Source organism: Psychrobacter sp. H27 (genome assembly GCF_059072655.1).
In genome coordinates this window covers 3,131,934-3,150,088 of sequence record NZ_JCACRX010000001.1, presented here as the reverse complement: position 1 = coordinate 3,150,088, position 18,155 = coordinate 3,131,934, and the positions used below count along the sequence as shown (strand labels likewise).

General features: G+C 44.5%; 14 protein-coding genes. 5 read left to right on the top strand and 9 right to left on the bottom strand.

Annotated features, from left to right (window positions below; translation table 11 throughout):
* Nucleotides 1–156: 156 nt before the first annotated feature.
* Entirely contained in the window at nt 157–1,170 is a 1,014-nt protein-coding gene (locus tag AC5JPY_RS12940; protein ID WP_493852700.1) for a hypothetical protein, read from the bottom strand.
* A 204-nt stretch (nt 1,171–1,374) separates the two neighbouring features.
* Between AC5JPY_RS12940 and AC5JPY_RS12935 the strand changes: the two genes are divergently transcribed.
* From AC5JPY_RS12935 to AC5JPY_RS12925, 3 genes are all read left to right on the top strand, one after another.
* Nucleotides 1,375–2,196 carry a hypothetical protein gene (locus tag AC5JPY_RS12935; protein ID WP_493852699.1) on the top strand — a complete coding sequence of 274 codons (822 nt, stop codon included), beginning with the start codon at nt 1,375–1,377 and terminating at the stop codon, nt 2,194–2,196.
* A 191-nt stretch (nt 2,197–2,387) separates the two neighbouring features.
* Nucleotides 2,388–4,274 carry a dihydroxy-acid dehydratase gene (gene ilvD / locus AC5JPY_RS12930; protein WP_319050253.1) on the top strand — a complete coding sequence of 629 codons (1,887 nt, stop codon included), beginning with the start codon at nt 2,388–2,390 and terminating at the stop codon, nt 4,272–4,274.
* Between the two features lie 282 nt (nt 4,275–4,556).
* Nucleotides 4,557–5,804 carry a cation:proton antiporter gene (locus AC5JPY_RS12925; RefSeq protein ID WP_493852698.1) on the top strand — a complete coding sequence of 416 codons (1,248 nt, stop codon included), beginning with the start codon at nt 4,557–4,559 and terminating at the stop codon, nt 5,802–5,804.
* A gap of 97 nt (nt 5,805–5,901) precedes the next feature.
* Here the strand turns inward: AC5JPY_RS12925 and AC5JPY_RS12920 are convergent, their stop codons facing one another.
* From AC5JPY_RS12920 to AC5JPY_RS12905, 4 genes are all read right to left on the bottom strand, one after another.
* Nucleotides 5,902–7,323, bottom strand: coding sequence for a serine hydrolase domain-containing protein (locus tag AC5JPY_RS12920; RefSeq protein WP_493852697.1), 1,422 nt, complete (start codon nt 7,321–7,323; stop codon nt 5,902–5,904).
* Between the two features lie 215 nt (nt 7,324–7,538).
* Nucleotides 7,539–8,123: a protein tyrosine phosphatase family protein gene (locus AC5JPY_RS12915; protein WP_493852696.1), complete on the bottom strand. Its 585-nt coding sequence runs from the start codon at nt 8,121–8,123 to the stop codon at nt 7,539–7,541.
* A gap of 61 nt (nt 8,124–8,184) precedes the next feature.
* Nucleotides 8,185–9,102: a MaoC family dehydratase gene (locus AC5JPY_RS12910; RefSeq protein WP_493852695.1), complete on the bottom strand. Its 918-nt coding sequence runs from the start codon at nt 9,100–9,102 to the stop codon at nt 8,185–8,187.
* 312 nt (nt 9,103–9,414) lie between these two features.
* A complete protein-coding gene (locus AC5JPY_RS12905; protein ID WP_443524233.1) occupies nt 9,415–10,815 on the bottom strand; it encodes a 3-oxoacyl-ACP reductase in 1,401 nt (466 codons plus the stop codon).
* A gap of 551 nt (nt 10,816–11,366) precedes the next feature.
* Between AC5JPY_RS12905 and AC5JPY_RS12900 the strand changes: the two genes are divergently transcribed.
* Nucleotides 11,367–13,034: an acetyl-CoA C-acetyltransferase gene (locus AC5JPY_RS12900; RefSeq protein WP_493852694.1), complete on the top strand. Its 1,668-nt coding sequence runs from the start codon at nt 11,367–11,369 to the stop codon at nt 13,032–13,034.
* A 179-nt stretch (nt 13,035–13,213) separates the two neighbouring features.
* The gene (gene ppk2 / locus AC5JPY_RS12895; RefSeq protein WP_443524235.1) at nt 13,214–14,314 is read left to right on the top strand and encodes a polyphosphate kinase 2; all 1,101 of its coding nucleotides are present in this window, start codon (nt 13,214–13,216) and stop codon (nt 14,312–14,314) included.
* A gap of 90 nt (nt 14,315–14,404) precedes the next feature.
* On the opposite strand, the gene AC5JPY_RS12890 is transcribed toward ppk2, so the two are convergent.
* The 4 genes from AC5JPY_RS12890 to lpxK all read right to left on the bottom strand — a co-directional run bounded on the left by AC5JPY_RS12890 (nt 14,405) and on the right by lpxK (nt 18,111).
* Nucleotides 14,405–14,752 (bottom strand): PilZ domain-containing protein, encoded by a 348-nt coding sequence (locus AC5JPY_RS12890; RefSeq protein ID WP_319050244.1) that lies wholly within the window; start codon nt 14,750–14,752, stop codon nt 14,405–14,407.
* A gap of 105 nt (nt 14,753–14,857) precedes the next feature.
* Nucleotides 14,858–15,988: a DNA polymerase III delta subunit-related protein gene (locus tag AC5JPY_RS12885; protein ID WP_493852693.1), complete on the bottom strand. Its 1,131-nt coding sequence runs from the start codon at nt 15,986–15,988 to the stop codon at nt 14,858–14,860.
* 137 nt (nt 15,989–16,125) lie between these two features.
* Entirely contained in the window at nt 16,126–16,938 is an 813-nt protein-coding gene (kdsB, locus tag AC5JPY_RS12880; RefSeq protein WP_493852692.1) for a 3-deoxy-manno-octulosonate cytidylyltransferase, read from the bottom strand.
* Between the two features lie 48 nt (nt 16,939–16,986).
* Nucleotides 16,987–18,111, bottom strand: a complete 1,125-nt coding sequence (gene lpxK / locus AC5JPY_RS12875; RefSeq protein ID WP_493852691.1) for a tetraacyldisaccharide 4'-kinase — start codon at nt 18,109–18,111, stop codon at nt 16,987–16,989.
* Nucleotides 18,112–18,155 lie beyond the last annotated feature (44 nt).

The window sequence follows — 18,155 nt, the reverse complement described above, 5'->3', positions numbered from 1 at the left end:
GATTTACTTCAGTCATTATTTTTTCCTTTAAAAGTTTTATTATTAGTTAATTAATAGCTTAATAGCTATCAAAAATAGATAAAAGCGTCTGTCATATAGTGGACGAAATATGACTTTAGTACAAGTCAGCAATGTGAGTTCAAAGCGAACGAACCTCTAATAACTGAATTTTTTTACACACTTAAAAAAAATATTTTTCCAAAAAATTAACCAGCCATAAAAAAATCGAATACCAAAAACGATAAATAGATATAAACCGTTGATATATAAATTATGAAACCATGCTTCTTGATCTATCAGTCCTAAAGTAAACCAGTTTGCATTAGTCAAAAACCCCCATGTACCAATCGCCATGAAAAAAGCAAAGATAAGCGACCAAGCACAACTACGTAAAAAAGACATGACGCTGTGAATATTTCTAGGGTCAATCTGCTGCATGCCGATCCATTTCAGCGGCTTCCACAATACGATCGACAATGCCGCTAAGATAGGAACAAACATGACCACTCGAATAAAGTGGTAAAACATTGCCGCATCTCCAAATGGGGAAGCCAAAAACGCCCATTCGTCGCCAAACTGTTGCTTCAGTTTGGTATCTGCACTATTACCACTAAAATACAGATTAAAGAATTTTCTATTCTCACTAGTCGGAGGCAGCGCCAAATTATTATGTATCCAACCAATGCACATATTGACCCAGTCAGGCTGCCACACTAGGCTCAGATCTCTTATCCAGCAGCGGGTATACAATATATCGAAGAGTATGAATACAAATAAAAATGCCAGTGATAGTGTTTCTAATCGGTTGGGTGGCAACTTGCCATTGCTAGTAATCTGCTTATGTACCTGCTCTCTTTGCTCAATATCCTCTATGCTGTCTAGCGTTTCATACACTTTGGCAGTGGCTTGAAACAGGTACGCATTTTTGCCTTTTATCAGCCGATACCAAAATTTAGGAACGCTTAATGCGACACACAGGATTAAAAACCATACCGTATTAAATGCTAAATTCTGCAAATCATTGAATACAGGTATGCGTATACCGATAGAAAACAAACCAACGAAAAACCAAAATAGGCAGATGAGTAAGTAGTAGAAGAGGTATTCTTCATAGAGACGATTTGATGTTATCCACTCTTGAATAGATTCGTTATCGGAAGGGGTTTTCATTAATTACTCTATCTATATACTTATCTAAAAATTCGGTTATATTCTACATTCTTTTAACAAACAAAATACGACTAGTTCATAATTGACTATTTACCCAATGATATTCTTTTATTAGCATAAATCACTTCCTCAGATCACCAATTTATTGGCGAGTCATGCCTTTTAAATGTTATATTAACCCTCTATTTTAACAACGCTATGTTTATGGATTTGCCTACTTTGCCGACCAATACATCAGACAACTCAGATAGCCTAGATAACGGCGACCCGTCTTCAACACTCAATGACAATGTCCAAACGTTTGGGGCAAATATCCCTATATCTGACAGCATTGCTTCAGAACAACCCAATGCTGAATCTGAAAATATGACTCAGACCATCGACCCAAACGCCATCATCTTGGCAGAAGCGTTGACAGACAAAGCCATCAGCTGGCAAATACATAACTGTAAAATCATAAAAAAGACAATCACTCAAGACTTACCACTACCTTTTCTATATCACTATGATAGCTTAGACGATACCATCAAACAGGCGTACCCCCTTACGCCTGAACTACTGACTCAATTCAATACGCCTATGTCAGCTCAAGAGGCTGCTAACTTAATTGGTATTAATCAAGAGTTATTGACCAGTCCTTGGCATGTAAAGGTAATTGGCTCATTAGTCGTGTTTAGTGAATCATTACAATTGGCTGTACGGCTACATTGGACCAATACTGGCAAAGAGACTCAGCAGGTATATACCAAAGATGCAGCAGATGCGATTACCGCAGCTTTTAAAGACTGGCAGTTTTTTGGTCGTGTGGACGTTCTTTATAAGAATAACAAGCAGACATTGATCAGTATTGATGAGCAAAATCCCAGTACCCCAGCATTACCTACCGAATCACTGCTAACGATTGGCGCAAGTAGCGACTATCAACAGCTTTTAGCCACTCATGCACTGGCAGCTATTGTCAAACTAGAAGCTGACAAAGCTGATTTACCTTGGTTTGACACAGCCATATTGGCGCGTCTTGAATAGTCATTTTCACTCATCTTTAGTGGCTCTCAAGCCGTTATTATTGGCATATTATTTTAAGTTATTCATATCTAATGGTATGGTAACGACTTAGTATTATTCACTAGTCCTCACTCTCTATAAAAAGCACACTATCCCTATTAAAACTGAGGGTGTAATTTTTAATAACTCCGCCTATTTGTAAGGAATATCACATGGATTATCGCTCAAAAACCTCTACCGGCGGTCGTAATATGGCAGGTGCGCGTGCATTATGGCGTGCAACTGGTATGACTGACGGCGACTTTGGCAAACCAATCATTGCGATTGCTAACTCTTTCACCCAGTTTGTACCTGGTCATGTGCATCTAAAAGATTTGGGACAACTGGTCGCACGTGAGATTGAACAAGCAGGCGGCGTGGCAAAAGAATTCAACACCATTGCCGTTGATGATGGCATTGCGATGGGTCATAGCGGCATGTTGTATTCACTGCCAAGTCGTGATTTGATTGCTGATTCGGTCGAGTATATGGTCAATGCTCACTGTGCTGACGCGCTCGTTTGTATCTCAAACTGCGATAAGATCACTCCAGGTATGCTGATGGCTGCCATGCGCCTGAATATTCCAGTAGTATTCATTTCAGGTGGTCCAATGGAAGCAGGCAAAATCCTAGCCAGCACCGTCGGTAAGAGCCACAATACTGATAGTAATGACAGCAGTGCTGTTCGTAAACTCGATCTGGTCGATGCCATGATGGACGCTGCTGATGACAGCATTAGTGATGAAGATGTGGCCGCGATTGAAGCCTCAGCCTGTCCGACATGTGGTTCGTGCTCTGGGATGTTCACTGCCAACTCTATGAACTGTCTTACGGAAGCCTTAGGATTGGCATTACCAGGTAATGGTTCACTACTGGCGACCCACTCATTACGCCGTGAGCTGTTCTTAGAAGCGGGACGTACTATTGTCTCACTTGCCAAACGTCGCTACGAGCAAGATGATGACTCGGTCTTACCTCGCTCGATCGCTAGCAAAGCCGCCTTTGAAAACGCGATGACACTAGATATCGCGATGGGCGGCTCGACCAATACTATTTTGCATTTATTAGCCGCAGCGAACGAAGCAGAAGTCGACTTTAAGATGTCAGATATTGATCGCCTAAGCCGCGGTGTGCCCTGTCTGGCAAAAGTCGCCCCTGCCTCACAAAAGTACCATATGGAAGATGTACATCGTGCTGGCGGCGTGTTTGCGCTATTGGCCGAGCTTGACCGTGCAGGATTAATGAATACGGACGTTCCGACCATTCATAGCCCAACGATGAAAGCGGCGATTGATAAATGGGATATCATGAATGCGGACAACCAAGAGGCACGCGCACGCTATCTAGCCGCGCCTGGTGGCGTACGTACTACTGAGGCGTTTTCACAATCAAAAGAATGGTCAAACCTCGATGTCAATCGTGAGTCTGGCTGTATCCGCAGTGCCAAGCATGCTTACTCACAAGATGGTGGCTTGGCTGTACTGTATGGCAACATTGCCGAGCGTGGCTGTGTGGTCAAAACCGCAGGCGTTGATGAAAGCATCTTAGTATTTACTGGGCGTGCACGTTTATTTGAGTCTCAAGATGATGCGGTTGCCGCAGTGTTGGATGACAAAATCGTTGCTGGCGATGTGGTCATCATCCGCTATGAAGGCCCTAAAGGCGGTCCTGGTATGCAAGAGATGCTTTATCCAACCACGTACTTGAAGTCAAAAGGACTGGGTAAAGAATGCGCCCTACTCACTGACGGTCGTTTCTCTGGTGGTACATCAGGTCTCTCAATAGGTCATGCCAGCCCAGAAGCTGCTGAAGGCGGGGCGATTGGTCTGGTTGAAGAAGGCGATACTATCCATATTGACATCCCTAATCGTACTATCAACATGCAGGTTAGCGATGCTGATTTGGCGACTCGCCGTGAAGCCATGGAAGCTCGTGGACGCGATGCGTGGAAGCCTGTCAGTCGTGAACGTTATGTGACCCCTGCGTTACGTGCCTACGCTGCTATGACTACGAGTGCCGATACTGGTGCCATACGCGACGTGAGCCAGGTTGAGCGCTAAGCCCTACTTGAGTAGTTAAGCCTGACTTGAGCCGTTAAGAACTAAAGCCTACTTGTATCATTCATTAAGCCTGCGCTATGCAGGCTTTTTTTTCACCAAAAAACAACGCAGTAATCGTTTTGATAACTATTTTTTTCGGTAATAGCGTTTTTTTATCGGCATGATAAGGCTTACCGTTAGCCAAAGTTTTTGTTGATATAGACTTTCGTCAACGTCAAAAAGCAGCATCTAAAACAACGCCTCAAAACTGACATTCAAAACCTAACAACGTGCGCAGACCTTATGATTGAAAAATATAACTTATTCTTATTGATTTGCGGTATTGCCTTTTTATTAGGGGCATTGTTTCCTGTCATCTTTAAGCGCAATTTTATCTCTTTACCCATGCTACAAGTTAGCTTTGGTTTGATGATGGGCTATTGGTGGACCTCTTTGTCCTTTTTGGACCCTATAGACAATGGCATGCTCATCGAAAAGCTAACTGAGATCGTGGTATTGGTTTCGTTGGTTGGTGCGGGTATAAAGATTGATACCGAGCTCTCTTGGCAGTTATGGCGACCTACTGTCAGGCTATTGCTGATCACCATGCCCATTGGTATCTTTGCAATGGCAGTGTTGGGTTACTACGCATTTGGCTTAAGCCTAGGCGCTGCTATCTTGTTAGGGGCAGTATTGGCACCTACCGACCCTGTCTTGGCATCGAGCATTCAGGTTGGACCGCCTAATACTGGTGGAGAAGACACACCGCGCTTTACGTTAACGTCAGAGGCAGGATTGAACGATGGGCTTGCTTTTCCCTTCGTCTATTTGGCCATCAAAATTGCAGAAGCCTTTAGTGAAGGACAGGCCTTTACCTACGATATGCTATGGTCGTGGTTCACTCATGATGTCTTGTGGAAAATTGGCGCAGGCGTCGTTGTGGGTGTCTTGGTCGGCAAAGCTATGGCCAAAGTCGTGTTTTCTAAACATACTCGTGACACGACTATCTCACAGGGGTATGTTGTTATTGCACTCACCTTAGTCGCCTATGGTGTCGCAGAATACGTACACAGCTATGGTTTTATCGCAGTTTTCGTTGCGGCATTTGCCTTTCGGCGTTCAGAATGTGAGCATAGCTATCATCAAAAACTTCACGACTTTGCTGAGCAGTCAGAAGGCTTGCTGATGTCGCTGGTGCTGGTGATTTTCGGTATTTTCTTGGGCCAAGGGTTACAGTCTGGGATTGAGCTGACATGGCGTGTCTATATCGTCAGCTTTACTTTTCTATTACTCATACGTCCGATTGGGGGGTTCATCGCCTTATCGGGACTTAACTTACCGCATACCGAAAAATACGCAATCTCAGCACTGGGCATTCGTGGTATTGGTACGCTGTACTATCTATCTTATGCGCTCAATAAAGATTTCTTTGCTGATGAAGATGCACTCAAACTATGGATTGTCTGCTCAATTGTGATTTTGGCCTCTATCTTTATCCATGGTTTAAGTGCTGCTAGGCTCCTAAAACTAACCCCTCAAAAGTCCAGTTGATTATTCATACTGGATTTATTTTTAATAAAGCTGTTTGGGCAAAATCAGTTTGACTACAGCAACTGTTTAAGAGCACGTTAACTTGAGAGCGCACTAACTAATGTAGCTCATTGATCCAGCCTAAAACCGCCTCTGTAAGCGCAAACTGACGGATGTCGTTGAGCATCGTGGTGTCAAAATTATGAATAAAGGTAAATGACAATTGCTGCGTAGGATCACACCACGCCACTGAGCCATTGTACCCCATATGCCCAAACCCTGATGTGGCAGGCGTTACGCTACTATCGGTGGCTCTCTCGTTGTTGCCTATACTAAATAGCTTATGGTACCCTAAGCGCCATTGCATGGCCGCTGGCATTACTGCATCTAGACCGGTGACTTGCGGCGTAGACAGTTGCTCAAAAGTAGCACTATCGATCAGCGTCTGCCCTTGCCATACGCCGCCATTGGCTAGCATGGCGTAGATAGTGGCTAATGCATCAGCTGAGGCGACACCGTTCGCAGCGGGAATGATGGCCTCTAACGTTTTGCGATTATGGTAGTCAAGTGCTTGTTTACCAGCAGGAATGAGCGCCGCTTTATAGTTCTTTAGATTGAGCTGACTGGTATCAAAGTACAAACGACTAATATAAGCTGTATCCATGAGTGGTAACTTATCTTGCTCATTACCTGTATCTTGCTCATTAGCTATAGCTGGATTGGGTGTCTGGTCATTGATCAAGCCCTGCTGCTGCCAGTATGTATAGCTGGGTAAATTGGCATAGGTACGCAATGTGTCTTGTGAGTCGGATTTCAGCGTTGGTTTATTGCGTTTGTTACGTAGCAATACGCTATCCTCGTCTGAAGCTTCAAAGTCTTTTGCCAGTTTTGCTACTTGATCGACCTTGTCTTTTGGCACACCAAAATAACAACTGTCTGAAATACCTAAAGGGTCAGTGAGATACTGGCGTAGTGCTTCAGCTAGTGACATCTGCGTCACTGCTTCTATCACACCGCCCAGCACCCAGCCATATATCAACGCACTGTACGCGCTATCATATTTTGCTGCATCTTCAGGTGCGGTGACAGGCATACCTTCAACGTGTCTCAGCATCGCGTCCCAATCGAGCACAGTGTCACTATCAACATCGATACTGGTGATCGAAAACAGATCAGCCTGATGTGACATCACTTGTCTCAAGGTGATGTTATCTTTGCCATTTGCAGCAAACTCTGGCCAATACTTAGCGATGGGCACGTCATAAGTGAGCAGCTGCTGAGAGACCAGCACATGTACGAGCGTCGCTAAAATACCTTTACCCGTAGAAAAGTTAATCGCTAGCGTGCTAGGCTGCCACGGCTCATCAGGACGCGCCATTCCTATACTTGCTTGCGCGATGCACTCACCTGCCTGATATACCACCACCGCACCACCTGCTGGTGCATCCTCAAGCTGTAATACAGTTAGTAGCTGCTGCAAACGTTGCTGCAAGTCCATTCTTGTTAGTGCATGAGAGTGTTCTTTATTATGTTCCGTCATTATTGCCTGGCTCCAGTGCTATAAATTATTGTCGTTTTGAAAGTGCATAAACACACTATTAAGAGGTTTAAACTAGTATAAATGAATGTGCAATTAATAAAAAAGGCCACCTACTGGTCGCCTTTGATTATTCAACAATAATATTTTAGGGTGTTACTAAAACTATGTACACGCTAGTATTCATTGAGTCACTTCACCCAGCTTAAATATCTGGTCTAGCGTGGCACTAACAAACGATTATGAACTTCTTGTTCAAGCTTGGTCAAACCATGACTACGGCCACGTTCCATGGCCGTATCCATTTTGCGTCCACGGAGCCAACCTGCTCGTAGCGCAATCGCTGCACCAACTCTATTACCGGATCCACAATGCATGGCAATTTTTTTGCCATAATGCTGGCGAAGTATGTTATCAAATGCCAGTATTTTGAGCTGCTTTAGCTCGGCAGCCCCATTGATAGGCAGATGCTCATAGCTCATTCCTGCCTGCTCAACCGCTACTGCTTCATCAAAAGTAAGCTCATCATCTGGCTGTAAATTGATGACTAACTCTACACCAGATTTTGCCAAAACAGTGACTTTTTCGTCATCCAATGCCCCGCACACAATAGTCTTGTCATCCGGACGGAAGTAAGGCTCAAAGACAGCAGCTAAGTCGATACCGTTGTCACTATCTAAGTCAGTATCTAAAGCCTCAGTGACTAAGGTGTCATTAGCAGCGACTGTGTCAGTAGCTGCTAAACTATTAGCGTGGTTGGTGCTTGTCTCATTGCTTTGTGGGTTTGTATTTTGTGACGTCATAATGATAAATGTGTTCGTTAAATATGGCTATTAAGATAAAAGCTACGCTATATGGTATGTGCTACTTGCTGTCGCTGTTTAATGTCATAACACCAGCCAAATGTGGCTTGCTGTTTTTAGAGCTATATAGGCCAAACTCACAAGTATCACCTGTATTTTCTAGCTGTGCTACTGGCTCAGCGATGAGCTCTACTTCAGCTGGCAAAAAGATAGGCAGCTTGAATGAAACCTCGACAGTATAAGCGTCAGGCAGCTCATCCATTAAAGCAAGACACTTGGCTTTTGACCACATACCGTGTGCAATCGCTTTTGGAAAACCAAAGGCACGAGCTGATAACGGATGCAGGTGAATCAAATTGAAGTCACCTGAAACGAATGCATAACGGCGACCGATATCTTCTGGCACTTCAAAAATACTATGCACATCTTTCTCACCGACTTCTGGCTTGACAGCAACTGGACGCGGTGCGCTTTTCTTGTCTTTGCTACTGCTGGATTTTTTGCTGCGTGACAGATAAGTTGACGTCCCTTCCCAAATAACTTCGTCTTCTGATTTGACTGTTGTTACAAAGTCAAACTGCTGACCTTGGGCATGATCGCGCAAGTTACTAAATGTGACGGCCATTGCGACCGTTTCGCGCTCACCTATCGGACGATACTGAGTGACGCTGTTGTCGATATGCACCAGACCTAACATAGCAAATGGGAATGGCTCTTTTACCATCATGTTCATCTGCAACGTTTGCGACAATACTGAAAAATAAGTCGCTGGAACTTTTCCATCGTCAGCGAATCCGCAAATTTTACGATAGTCATTTAGATTGTCTTGATCGATATGCAAGTCATCGACGTAATAAGTCGCTTGTGGTAATTGATCTTTGCTGATTTTTTCGCTGTTGCCAATAGGCAATAAGCTTTTGACGATATTGGCGTAGGTAGTGTGCGCTTTTGGCAACGCATCATAATGTGTGTCTGACATAAGTAAATCCTAAATGTGGCTTGAACAAGTTTTAACGTATCTAAAGACATTCTGCAGTCGTTGATTAGAACCTATTATTAAATCATTTAATAAGCGCCATATTCAATCAATCTTATGAGTATCTCTAATAGCAAAAAATAGTTTGGCTAATGGGTCTTGTGTTTTTATCATAAAAAAGCCACCCGTGGGCAGCTTTATTACAATTTATCAGCAATTATTCGTAAGCATATGTGAAACCAATCAAAATTGAGAGGGGTTGCTATGCAGCTCCCCGCCCGTTAATTATCACAAATGCTGGCAAATAAATCCATATTATGCACCAAGTAGGCTTTGACCACAGACACGGACAGTGTTGCCGTTCAGACCGCCAGAAGCCGGTGAAGCAAACCATGCAATAGTCTCAGCCACATCTACTGGCAAACCACCTTGGCTCATTGAGTTCATACGGCGACCCGCTTCACGAATAGCAAAAGGAATGGCTTCAGTCATTTGTGTTTCGATGAATCCTGGTGCCACTGCATTGATGGTCATGCCTTTAGCATTGTCTTCTAGCTGCTTGGCAGTTGCGTTGACCAAACCGATCACACCCGCTTTAGAAGTCGCGTAGTTAGTCTGACCCATGTTACCAGCGATACCTGAGATTGATGACACACAGACGATACGAGCGTTTGCTTTTAGTACGTCATTATCAAGTAGATAGCGGTTCAATTTAGCAATGCTGCCTAGGTTAATATCGATAACCATATCCCACTTTTTCTCATCCATTCTGGCCAGCGTCTTATCACGTGTTACGCCAGCATTATGAATGATTGAGTCTAAACCGCCACGCTTTTGCGCCGCATCTGCAATTTCTGCACCAGCATCATCACTCGTGATGTCTACCGTCAGTGCAGAGCCACTGATTTCACTTGCTACTTTTTGTAGGTCAGCTTGCTGCTGTGGTACATCCAAACAGATCACATGCGCGCCTTCGCGAGCCAAGACACGAGCAATTGCTTCACCGATACCGCGACTGGCACCAGTCACTAGCATGGTTTTGCCACCTAAAGGTTGATTCCAATCGACATCGACCGACTCGCCTTTGCTCACACGTACCACTTGTCCTGAAACGTACGCTGAACGTGCTGAAGTGAAAAAGCGCAAGGTTGAATCTAGGTTCTGCTCGGCACCTGCTTCTACATAGATAAGCTGCGCCGTAACGCCGCGCTTGAATTCCTTACCGACTGATTTTACAAAACCTTCGAGTGCGCGCTGTGCCATTGCCGTTTCGATATCAGTGATACTCTCTGGCGTACGACCCACAATGATGACTCGGCCTGATTTTTCTACGCGGCGGGCAACGGTATGAAAAAAGTCATATACTTCTTTTAGTTGATCGGCGTTGCTGATGTTACTGGCATCAAAAAGTAAAACCTTGAATTGATCATCGCCACCTGTGTTTGCTTTTGCTTCAATGCCTGCATCAGCCAATGCGTCTTTGATATCATCGCTGCTGTTTACATAAACCTCAGCATGAACATCTGACAAAATACGCGCAACTGATTCGCCAACGCTCTTGTCGTCCCCATTCGCACGGCCAACCAACACACTACCGCGAACCAAACGCTCACCGCTCTCAAAACGATCAAGCGTGGTTGGCATCGGCAAACCTAAGTTTTTTGCTACTTTTTTGCCAAGAGAAGATTGAACAAAATCACCATAACGGTCTGACATAATATATTCCCTATAAATAATAAATGGTTAGAAGAATAGTAAACACAAGAGGTAATGCACCTATTATATAGGCTCATCGACATTGTAATTATTGATATTTGGTAAATCATTTTAAAACCAGCCTAACTATACACTGCCCTTGTAAACAAGTCCAAAAACAGACAATGTCTACAACAATCTGTAAACAACTCAGTATACAAGCCAGCAACTTTTTGTCGCCTTAATCGCCACCATATCATGCTAGAATCCGACCTATAAGTTATGGCAAGTTTAATTATCGATAACAATATATTATCAAACGAACCATTATGCAATGCTAATATCTAATGTTGGTTGGGCGATTAACGTCTTACCCATTATTACTAAGACTGATGATAACGCTTGTATAAGCGTCACATCGTTTGCTAAAGATATACATTAAACGAGTAAAAACGCCTTATCATACACAGCTATACGATGTAATAAATGATAATATTTGCTTCTTGCTTAAAATAACATTACCTATTCTTTACCCTCCATTTCTTCTACCCATACTTCTTAAGGATAATATTATGAGTAACAAAAATAACCACCCTGATAGCCCAGTTGTCGAAAGTACTGTCGTTAAAGCGAATGATGCAAAACCACAAGAAACAGCGGCAAGCAGTGAGCCTACTGCAGATGTCAAAGACGTGGCAAAAAAAGCGGTCGATACTAGCAGTACAAAAGATACCAACAATACAAAAACAGATAGCTCAAAAAAAGACGTGCCTGCAAAAGACACCAAAACTGAAGCACCTAAAAAGCCTGACACTAAAGATGCGGCTACTGATACAGTTACTCAAGAAACCGCTACTAAAGATACTGCAAAAAAAGCAGATGACGAAAAGGCAGCAACCCCTGCTGCTAGAAAGCCAGCGGCCACTGCCAAAAAGACGAGTAAAGCCAAGCCTGCCTCAAACCAAAACCGTGTCGCTATCCTAGGTGGCAACCGTATCCCATTCGCACGTTCGAACGGCTCATATGCTGATGTTAGCAATACAGATATGCTGACTGCTGCCCTAGACGGTTTGGTTGAGCGTTACAACCTACAAGATGAGATACTAGGCGAAGTGGTATCTGGTGCTGTCATGAAGCTAAGCCGTGACATCAACCTAACTCGTGAAGCGACGCTAAACACAGCGCTAAACCCGCACACACCAACTTATGATATCGCACAAGCGTGTGGTACTGGTTTGCAAGCGACGTTTGCATCTGCCAACAAAATCGCCTTGGGTCTAATCGACTCGGCCATCACTGGCGGCGTAGACACAACCTCTGATGCGCCTATCGCTATTGGTGATGGCTTGCGCAAGGTACTCATTAAGCTGGGTGCAGCAAGAGACAACAAACAACGTCTAAAAGCATTGATGGGTCTAAATCCAAAAGATCTAATCGACTCTCCACAAAACGGTGAGCCACGCACAGGTCTATCAATGGGCGAGCATCAAGCAATCACCACACTTGAGTGGAATATCAGCCGTGAAGCTCAGGATGAGTTGGCATTTAACAGCCATCAAAACCTAGCGCGTGCTTATGACGAAGGTTTCTTTGATGATTTGATCACACCATACAAAGGTCTGACTCGTGACAACAACTTGCGTCCAGATACCACACTAGAAAAACTGGGCAAGCTAAAGCCAGTCTTTGGTAAAAAGAGTGCTAACCCAACGATGACTGCTGCTAACTCTACGCCACTGACTGATGGTGCGTCTTGTGTGTTACTAGGTACTGATGAATGGGCAAAAGAGCACGGTCTAAAGCCACTGGCTTATATCGCTCATCAAGAAACCGCAGCGGTAGATTTCATTGGTAAATCTGGTACCACAGAAGGTCTACTAATGGCACCAGCATATGCGGTACCGCGTATGCTCGAGCGTGCTGGTCTAACCTTGCAAGATTTTGATTTCTATGAGATCCATGAAGCCTTTGCCTCACAAGTGCTATCAACCCTTGCCTCTTGGGAAGATGAGAAGTTCTGTGAAGAGCGTCTGGGTCTTGACGCGCCTCTAGGATCTATCGACCGTAGCAAGCTAAACGTAAATGGCTCGTCATTGGCAGCAGGCCATCCATTTGCTGCAACTGGTGCTCGTATCCTAGCGACTGCCGCAAAACTACTGGATCAAAAAGGTTCAGGTCGTGCGCTTATCTCTATCTGTGCGGCTGGTGGTCAAGGTGTGACTTGCATCTTAGAAAAATAAGACTTAATGCCAATATAGTTTGCTAGTTAAGCGTCATTAATACAGATGACGCTGTCAAAAAATAAATGCCTTCTAATTGAATTAGAGGGCATTTTATTTGCCTTTATTTTGTTATCATAAATTTGCTCTATGACGATAGCCTTTTACAAACGCAAGCTTATCAAACAAAGGTAATATTTATGAGTACAATGAAATACTTGTTAAAAAAGCTCAGGCAAGTGATTTTTGATGAGCATCAAACTGTCCAACATGATAAAAAAAAGCCCTCAACGGTGACTGAATTTAAACCTATCTCATCTCATACCTACGACAATGCCAATAAGAGCCGATACGAGCGTGAGCAGACCACTTTGTCCAAGCGTATCGAAAAAGAAGTCGACTATGATGAGTTACGTCGAAAAATGCACCAAGACCTGATCGATAGCCATGACGAAGAGTTAGAGAACGAAATAGACGATTATATGCGTAACTTTTATTTTGACGGATGTCAGTTAACCACCCAAGAGAAGCTCGACCGCCGCACTTATTTTCAAGAATTGGTTCGTTTACAACGTGAACTCATCAAACTACAAGACTGGGTCGTTGAGAATGGCGAACGTATCGTTGTGATATTTGAAGGGCGTGATTCTGCAGGTAAAGGTGGGGCTATCAAGCGCATCACCCAACGGCTAAACCCACGAGTTTGCAGAGTTGCCGCATTGCCTGCGCCGACTGAGCGTGAGCAAACGCAGTGGTATTTTCAGCGCTATGTTGCACATCTACCAGCAGCGGGCGAGATTGTATTGTTTGATCGCAGCTGGTACAACCGCGGCGGTGTTGAGCGGGTGATGGGGTTTTGTACTGATGAGCAGTACGAGGAGTTTTTTCAGTCCGTACCAGATTTTGAGCGTATGTTGGTCCGTTCGGGCATACGCTTGGTAAAATACTGGTTTTCTATTACCGATGATGAGCAACATTCGCGCTTTATGAGCCGTATCCATGACCCTTTAAAACAGTGGAAGCTCTCGCCAATGGACTTAGAGTCACGTAGACGTTGGGAAGACTATACCAAAGCAAAAGAGACCATGTTTGAGCGTACTCATATCCCTGAAGCGCCATGGTGGGTGGTTGAAGGCAATAGCAAAAAGCGCGCAAGGCTCAATTGTATTGCTCACCTGCTCGAACAAATCCCTTATAAAGAAGTCCCTCGTGATGAGATCGAACTGCCTGATCGTAAGCGCGACGATGAGTACTACCGCGAACCCATACCTGATGACATGTATGTACCGCCCCGCTACTAGCCTATATTTATATACAATCAAAGAGACTTTAATTGCTATAAGCAGCCTTTATTTAATAGGGCTGCTTTTTCGTATACACCTTCAAAAACATTACATCGTATATGTGGATTGTAAGCTATCGATTTTACCAGCCAGCAGGCGCTCAACTTCGTTTTTGATACGCTGTCCAGAAATATCACTACCAATTTGCACTGCAAAACCTGCCGGACGACCACCTTGGGTTTTAGAATTAATCCAAACGACCTTACCGTTCATGGGTAAGCGTTCGCTAGAGTTTGGTAAGGTGATAGCAATAAACACTTCATTACCTAACTGCTGCGGCTGATCAGAGGGCACAAACAGTGCGCCATTACTCACAAAGGATAAATAGCTGGCATACAATGTCTCGATACTTTCAATGTGGCAGGTTAAAATCCCGCCGCGGCCTGGCATTGCCATAGTCAGCTTCCTTTATCGAATGAGTTAAATGTATTTTATGAGCGGCGTATATAAATGAAAGCAATTGTGAGTTAGCAATCCCTTATAAGACGCTACAGCACTGCCTTACAAGTATGCCAACTCTTGCATTAGCTTATCATAGGCAAATTTTTCTTGCACATTTTGTTGTAGAGCAACTTTGGTCTGCTGCAAGCTCATAGCTACGGTTTCTAGTCCGCTACCTGTGGGTTGGTACGATGCCAATGCTGATGAGAGATTAATGTCTTTTTGTAGTTCGCTAAGTCCCAAACAAACACGGCGTATATCAAGAATCATCAACTCAGACAACTGAATAAACTCTTTGATACTCAGCTGACTTTGCCAATAATCACTTGCTGCCACGCTACTACGCTTACCGCTACGCAGTGCCTGCCAGGTGGTCAACCATAGCGCGCGCTTGCTGTACCATGGTGCTTGCGCTAAGTTTATAGCAGCGAGCGGAGCACCATTTGCCAGCTGTATGAGCTGCTCGATGGCTGTTTGACCCACTGCCTCACGGTTGATCGTATGACCTAGCACTTGGGTCACATAATCGATGGCAACAGCAGGCTCTATCGTCTGTAGCGCTAACTGCTGTACTCGGCTCTTAATAGTTGGAAGTAGCTGAGCGGGTGTATCACTAATCAGAAACAAATGAACCTGCGCTTGCGGCTCTTCTAAAGTTTTAAGTAAAGCATTGGCAGCAGCAACCGTCATTTGCTCAGCATGATCTAACACGCAAATACGCATCCCCTGTCCACCTTGATATATAAAAGGCTGGAGCGCTCGAATGTCATCAACTTTAATTTTAAAAGCGCTATTACTTGTGCTCTTGGTATTCTTCTTGTCTTTTGTATTGCTTGATTTTTCTTTGAGAGGCTCATTGTCTGCCTTGACGGGCATACTGACTAGCGGTAAGACTTGCAAGCTTGGGTGGGTGCCCGACTTTAACCATTGACAGCTTTCACATACGCCGCAAGCTCCTGATGGGTGTGTACTACGCTTGCGGCACAATAACCAAGTAGCCAATCGCCACACAAAGGCCCGTTTACCCATACCCTGCATACCAGCAGCAAGTAGTGCGTGCGGCAATGACTGCTGCATCAATACTCGCTGTGTCAATTGCGTCCACAGCGTTTGCTGCCATGGCAACAATGGTGCAAAATAGATACTGCCTGACGCCTCCAGTGTACCTACATTCCCTGTCATATCATTCATAGTTATAGCTCTATTGGCTCTATCACGTTTTTGGGTACTTGGGCTTTAAAGGCAGCATGCGACCACTGCTCTAAAAATATGTGGTTAGATTACTGTGCAATGGTGCTTTGAGTAATGCCATTTTGGGTAGCAGGGTTTTAAACAGTAGGACTCTGAAAGTCAGCTAAGCTCATCGCATTTAAACGCTCTAGATCTTCCTGTGTGTCCACACCAGCAGGTAATTGGCAGGCAGCTTCGGCAATGGCAATATGCTCACCGTTTTCTAGCACACGTAGCTGCTCTAGACTTTCGAGTAACTCGAGCGGCGTCTGTGGCCAATGTACAAACTGCTGTAATAAACTGACTCGATACGCGTATAAACCCAAATGGCGATACGCATTTTTTGGTGGTTGTCTTTGACTGCTACCAGCCAGCGCAACATCACGATCACAAGGGATGGGCGCGCGACTAAAATAGAGTGCACGCTGTAGGTTGTTTGCCTGTTGACTGACGACTTTTACCACAGATGGTCGCTGAAACGTATCGTAATCATCGATAGGTTCACAGAGTGTCGCCATGACGCTAGCCTCATCCGCGACCAAAAGTGCTTGTACCTGCTCGAGCAGCAATGGCGGTACAAGTGGCTCATCCCCTTGCATATTAACGACAATGTCATGGTCAGCCCAGCCTTTGATAGCAGCTACTTCTGCCAAACGGTCCGTCCCCGAAGCATGTTCGCTACTGGTCATAACAACATCGAAACCTGCATCGGTGCAAACCTTTGCAATACTCTCATCATCAGTCGCGATACACATATCATCTGCAAAGGTAGCTGCCTGTGCTTTTTCAGCCACCCACAGTATCATCGGCTTGCCATGAATGCTGAGCAATGGCTTACCAGGTAGCCGAATGCTCTTAAAGCGAGCAGGAATTACGATATGGGTTTTAGTAGAGGGAGCGAAAAGCGACATGGTTGATTCCTATAAAATTATGGTGCAGTTTGGTGTATCGACCAATGTTTATAATGATGTTTTTATATCAACATCAGCCTCAATACCCAAAGCCTTTAATTGCTGGTTGAGATTATCGTAGCAGTTATCGGATAAAACGGCTGTCACGGGTAATACCCATAATCTACTGATCAGCTTTGTGTACTCAGCACTCAGCACTTGATTCGTTATGTAGTCTGACAACAACGCGCTTATTTTTACCGCATCTTTACTGGTCACCACGATTGGATAATCACTATATTGCAATAACTCAGCCAAACTAAAGTCATAATGATCAGGATAAGGGTGTCCTACGACATCAAAACCAAGAGATTTTAAGGTATTAAAAAAACGTTGTGGATAGCCGATGCCACTGACTGCATGTACTCTACTATTACTAACCGGTATTGCGTTATCGGTCTGAGGCGTATCCGACTGTGGACTCCATAGCCTTTGCAATGTATCCGCTTGCAAATGCATGGTTAAGCGCTCAGCACGTCGCGCTTTCTCACCACTTTTATTATCATAAGCCGAACCTATGACAGGCTTCTCGTGATAGATGACGTCAGCCCCTTGCAGTCGTGACATCGGCTCACGCAAAAACCCAGTCGGGAGCAACTGCTCATTGCCAAACCCTCGCGCGGCATCTACCACAATCCACTCTATATCGCGCTTGAGCGCATAATGCTGCAAACCATCATCAGCGATGATCAATTGTAGATCAGGCTGAGCATCCAGCAAAGCAGCAATCGCCTGCTGACGGTTGGGACATACTGCCATAGCAACGCCTGTCGTATGAACAATCAAACAAGGCTCATCACCTACCACGCTCGGCAAACTGGTAGCACTTACCACGGCTGGCATTTGACTGGTATCACCACCATAACCGCGGCTGATAACCCCTACCTTTATGCCTTGTCTTTGCAAATAACTAACTAAAGCGATGATAAGCGGCGTCTTACCACTACCCCCTACCGTAATATTGCCAATGACCATGACGGGTACAGATGCACGGTAACTCGATAGCAACCCAGATTTATAAGCATTGCGGCGAAGCATGGTAATCAACCCATAAAGCCAGCTAACAGGCAACAATAGCCAAAGCCAAAGGGCGCGGCGTTGCCATGCACGGGTGATTGTCGTCTCGATGCTCATTAATAATTGCCATTCATTCTATTGATGCATTGCATAGGTGCTAA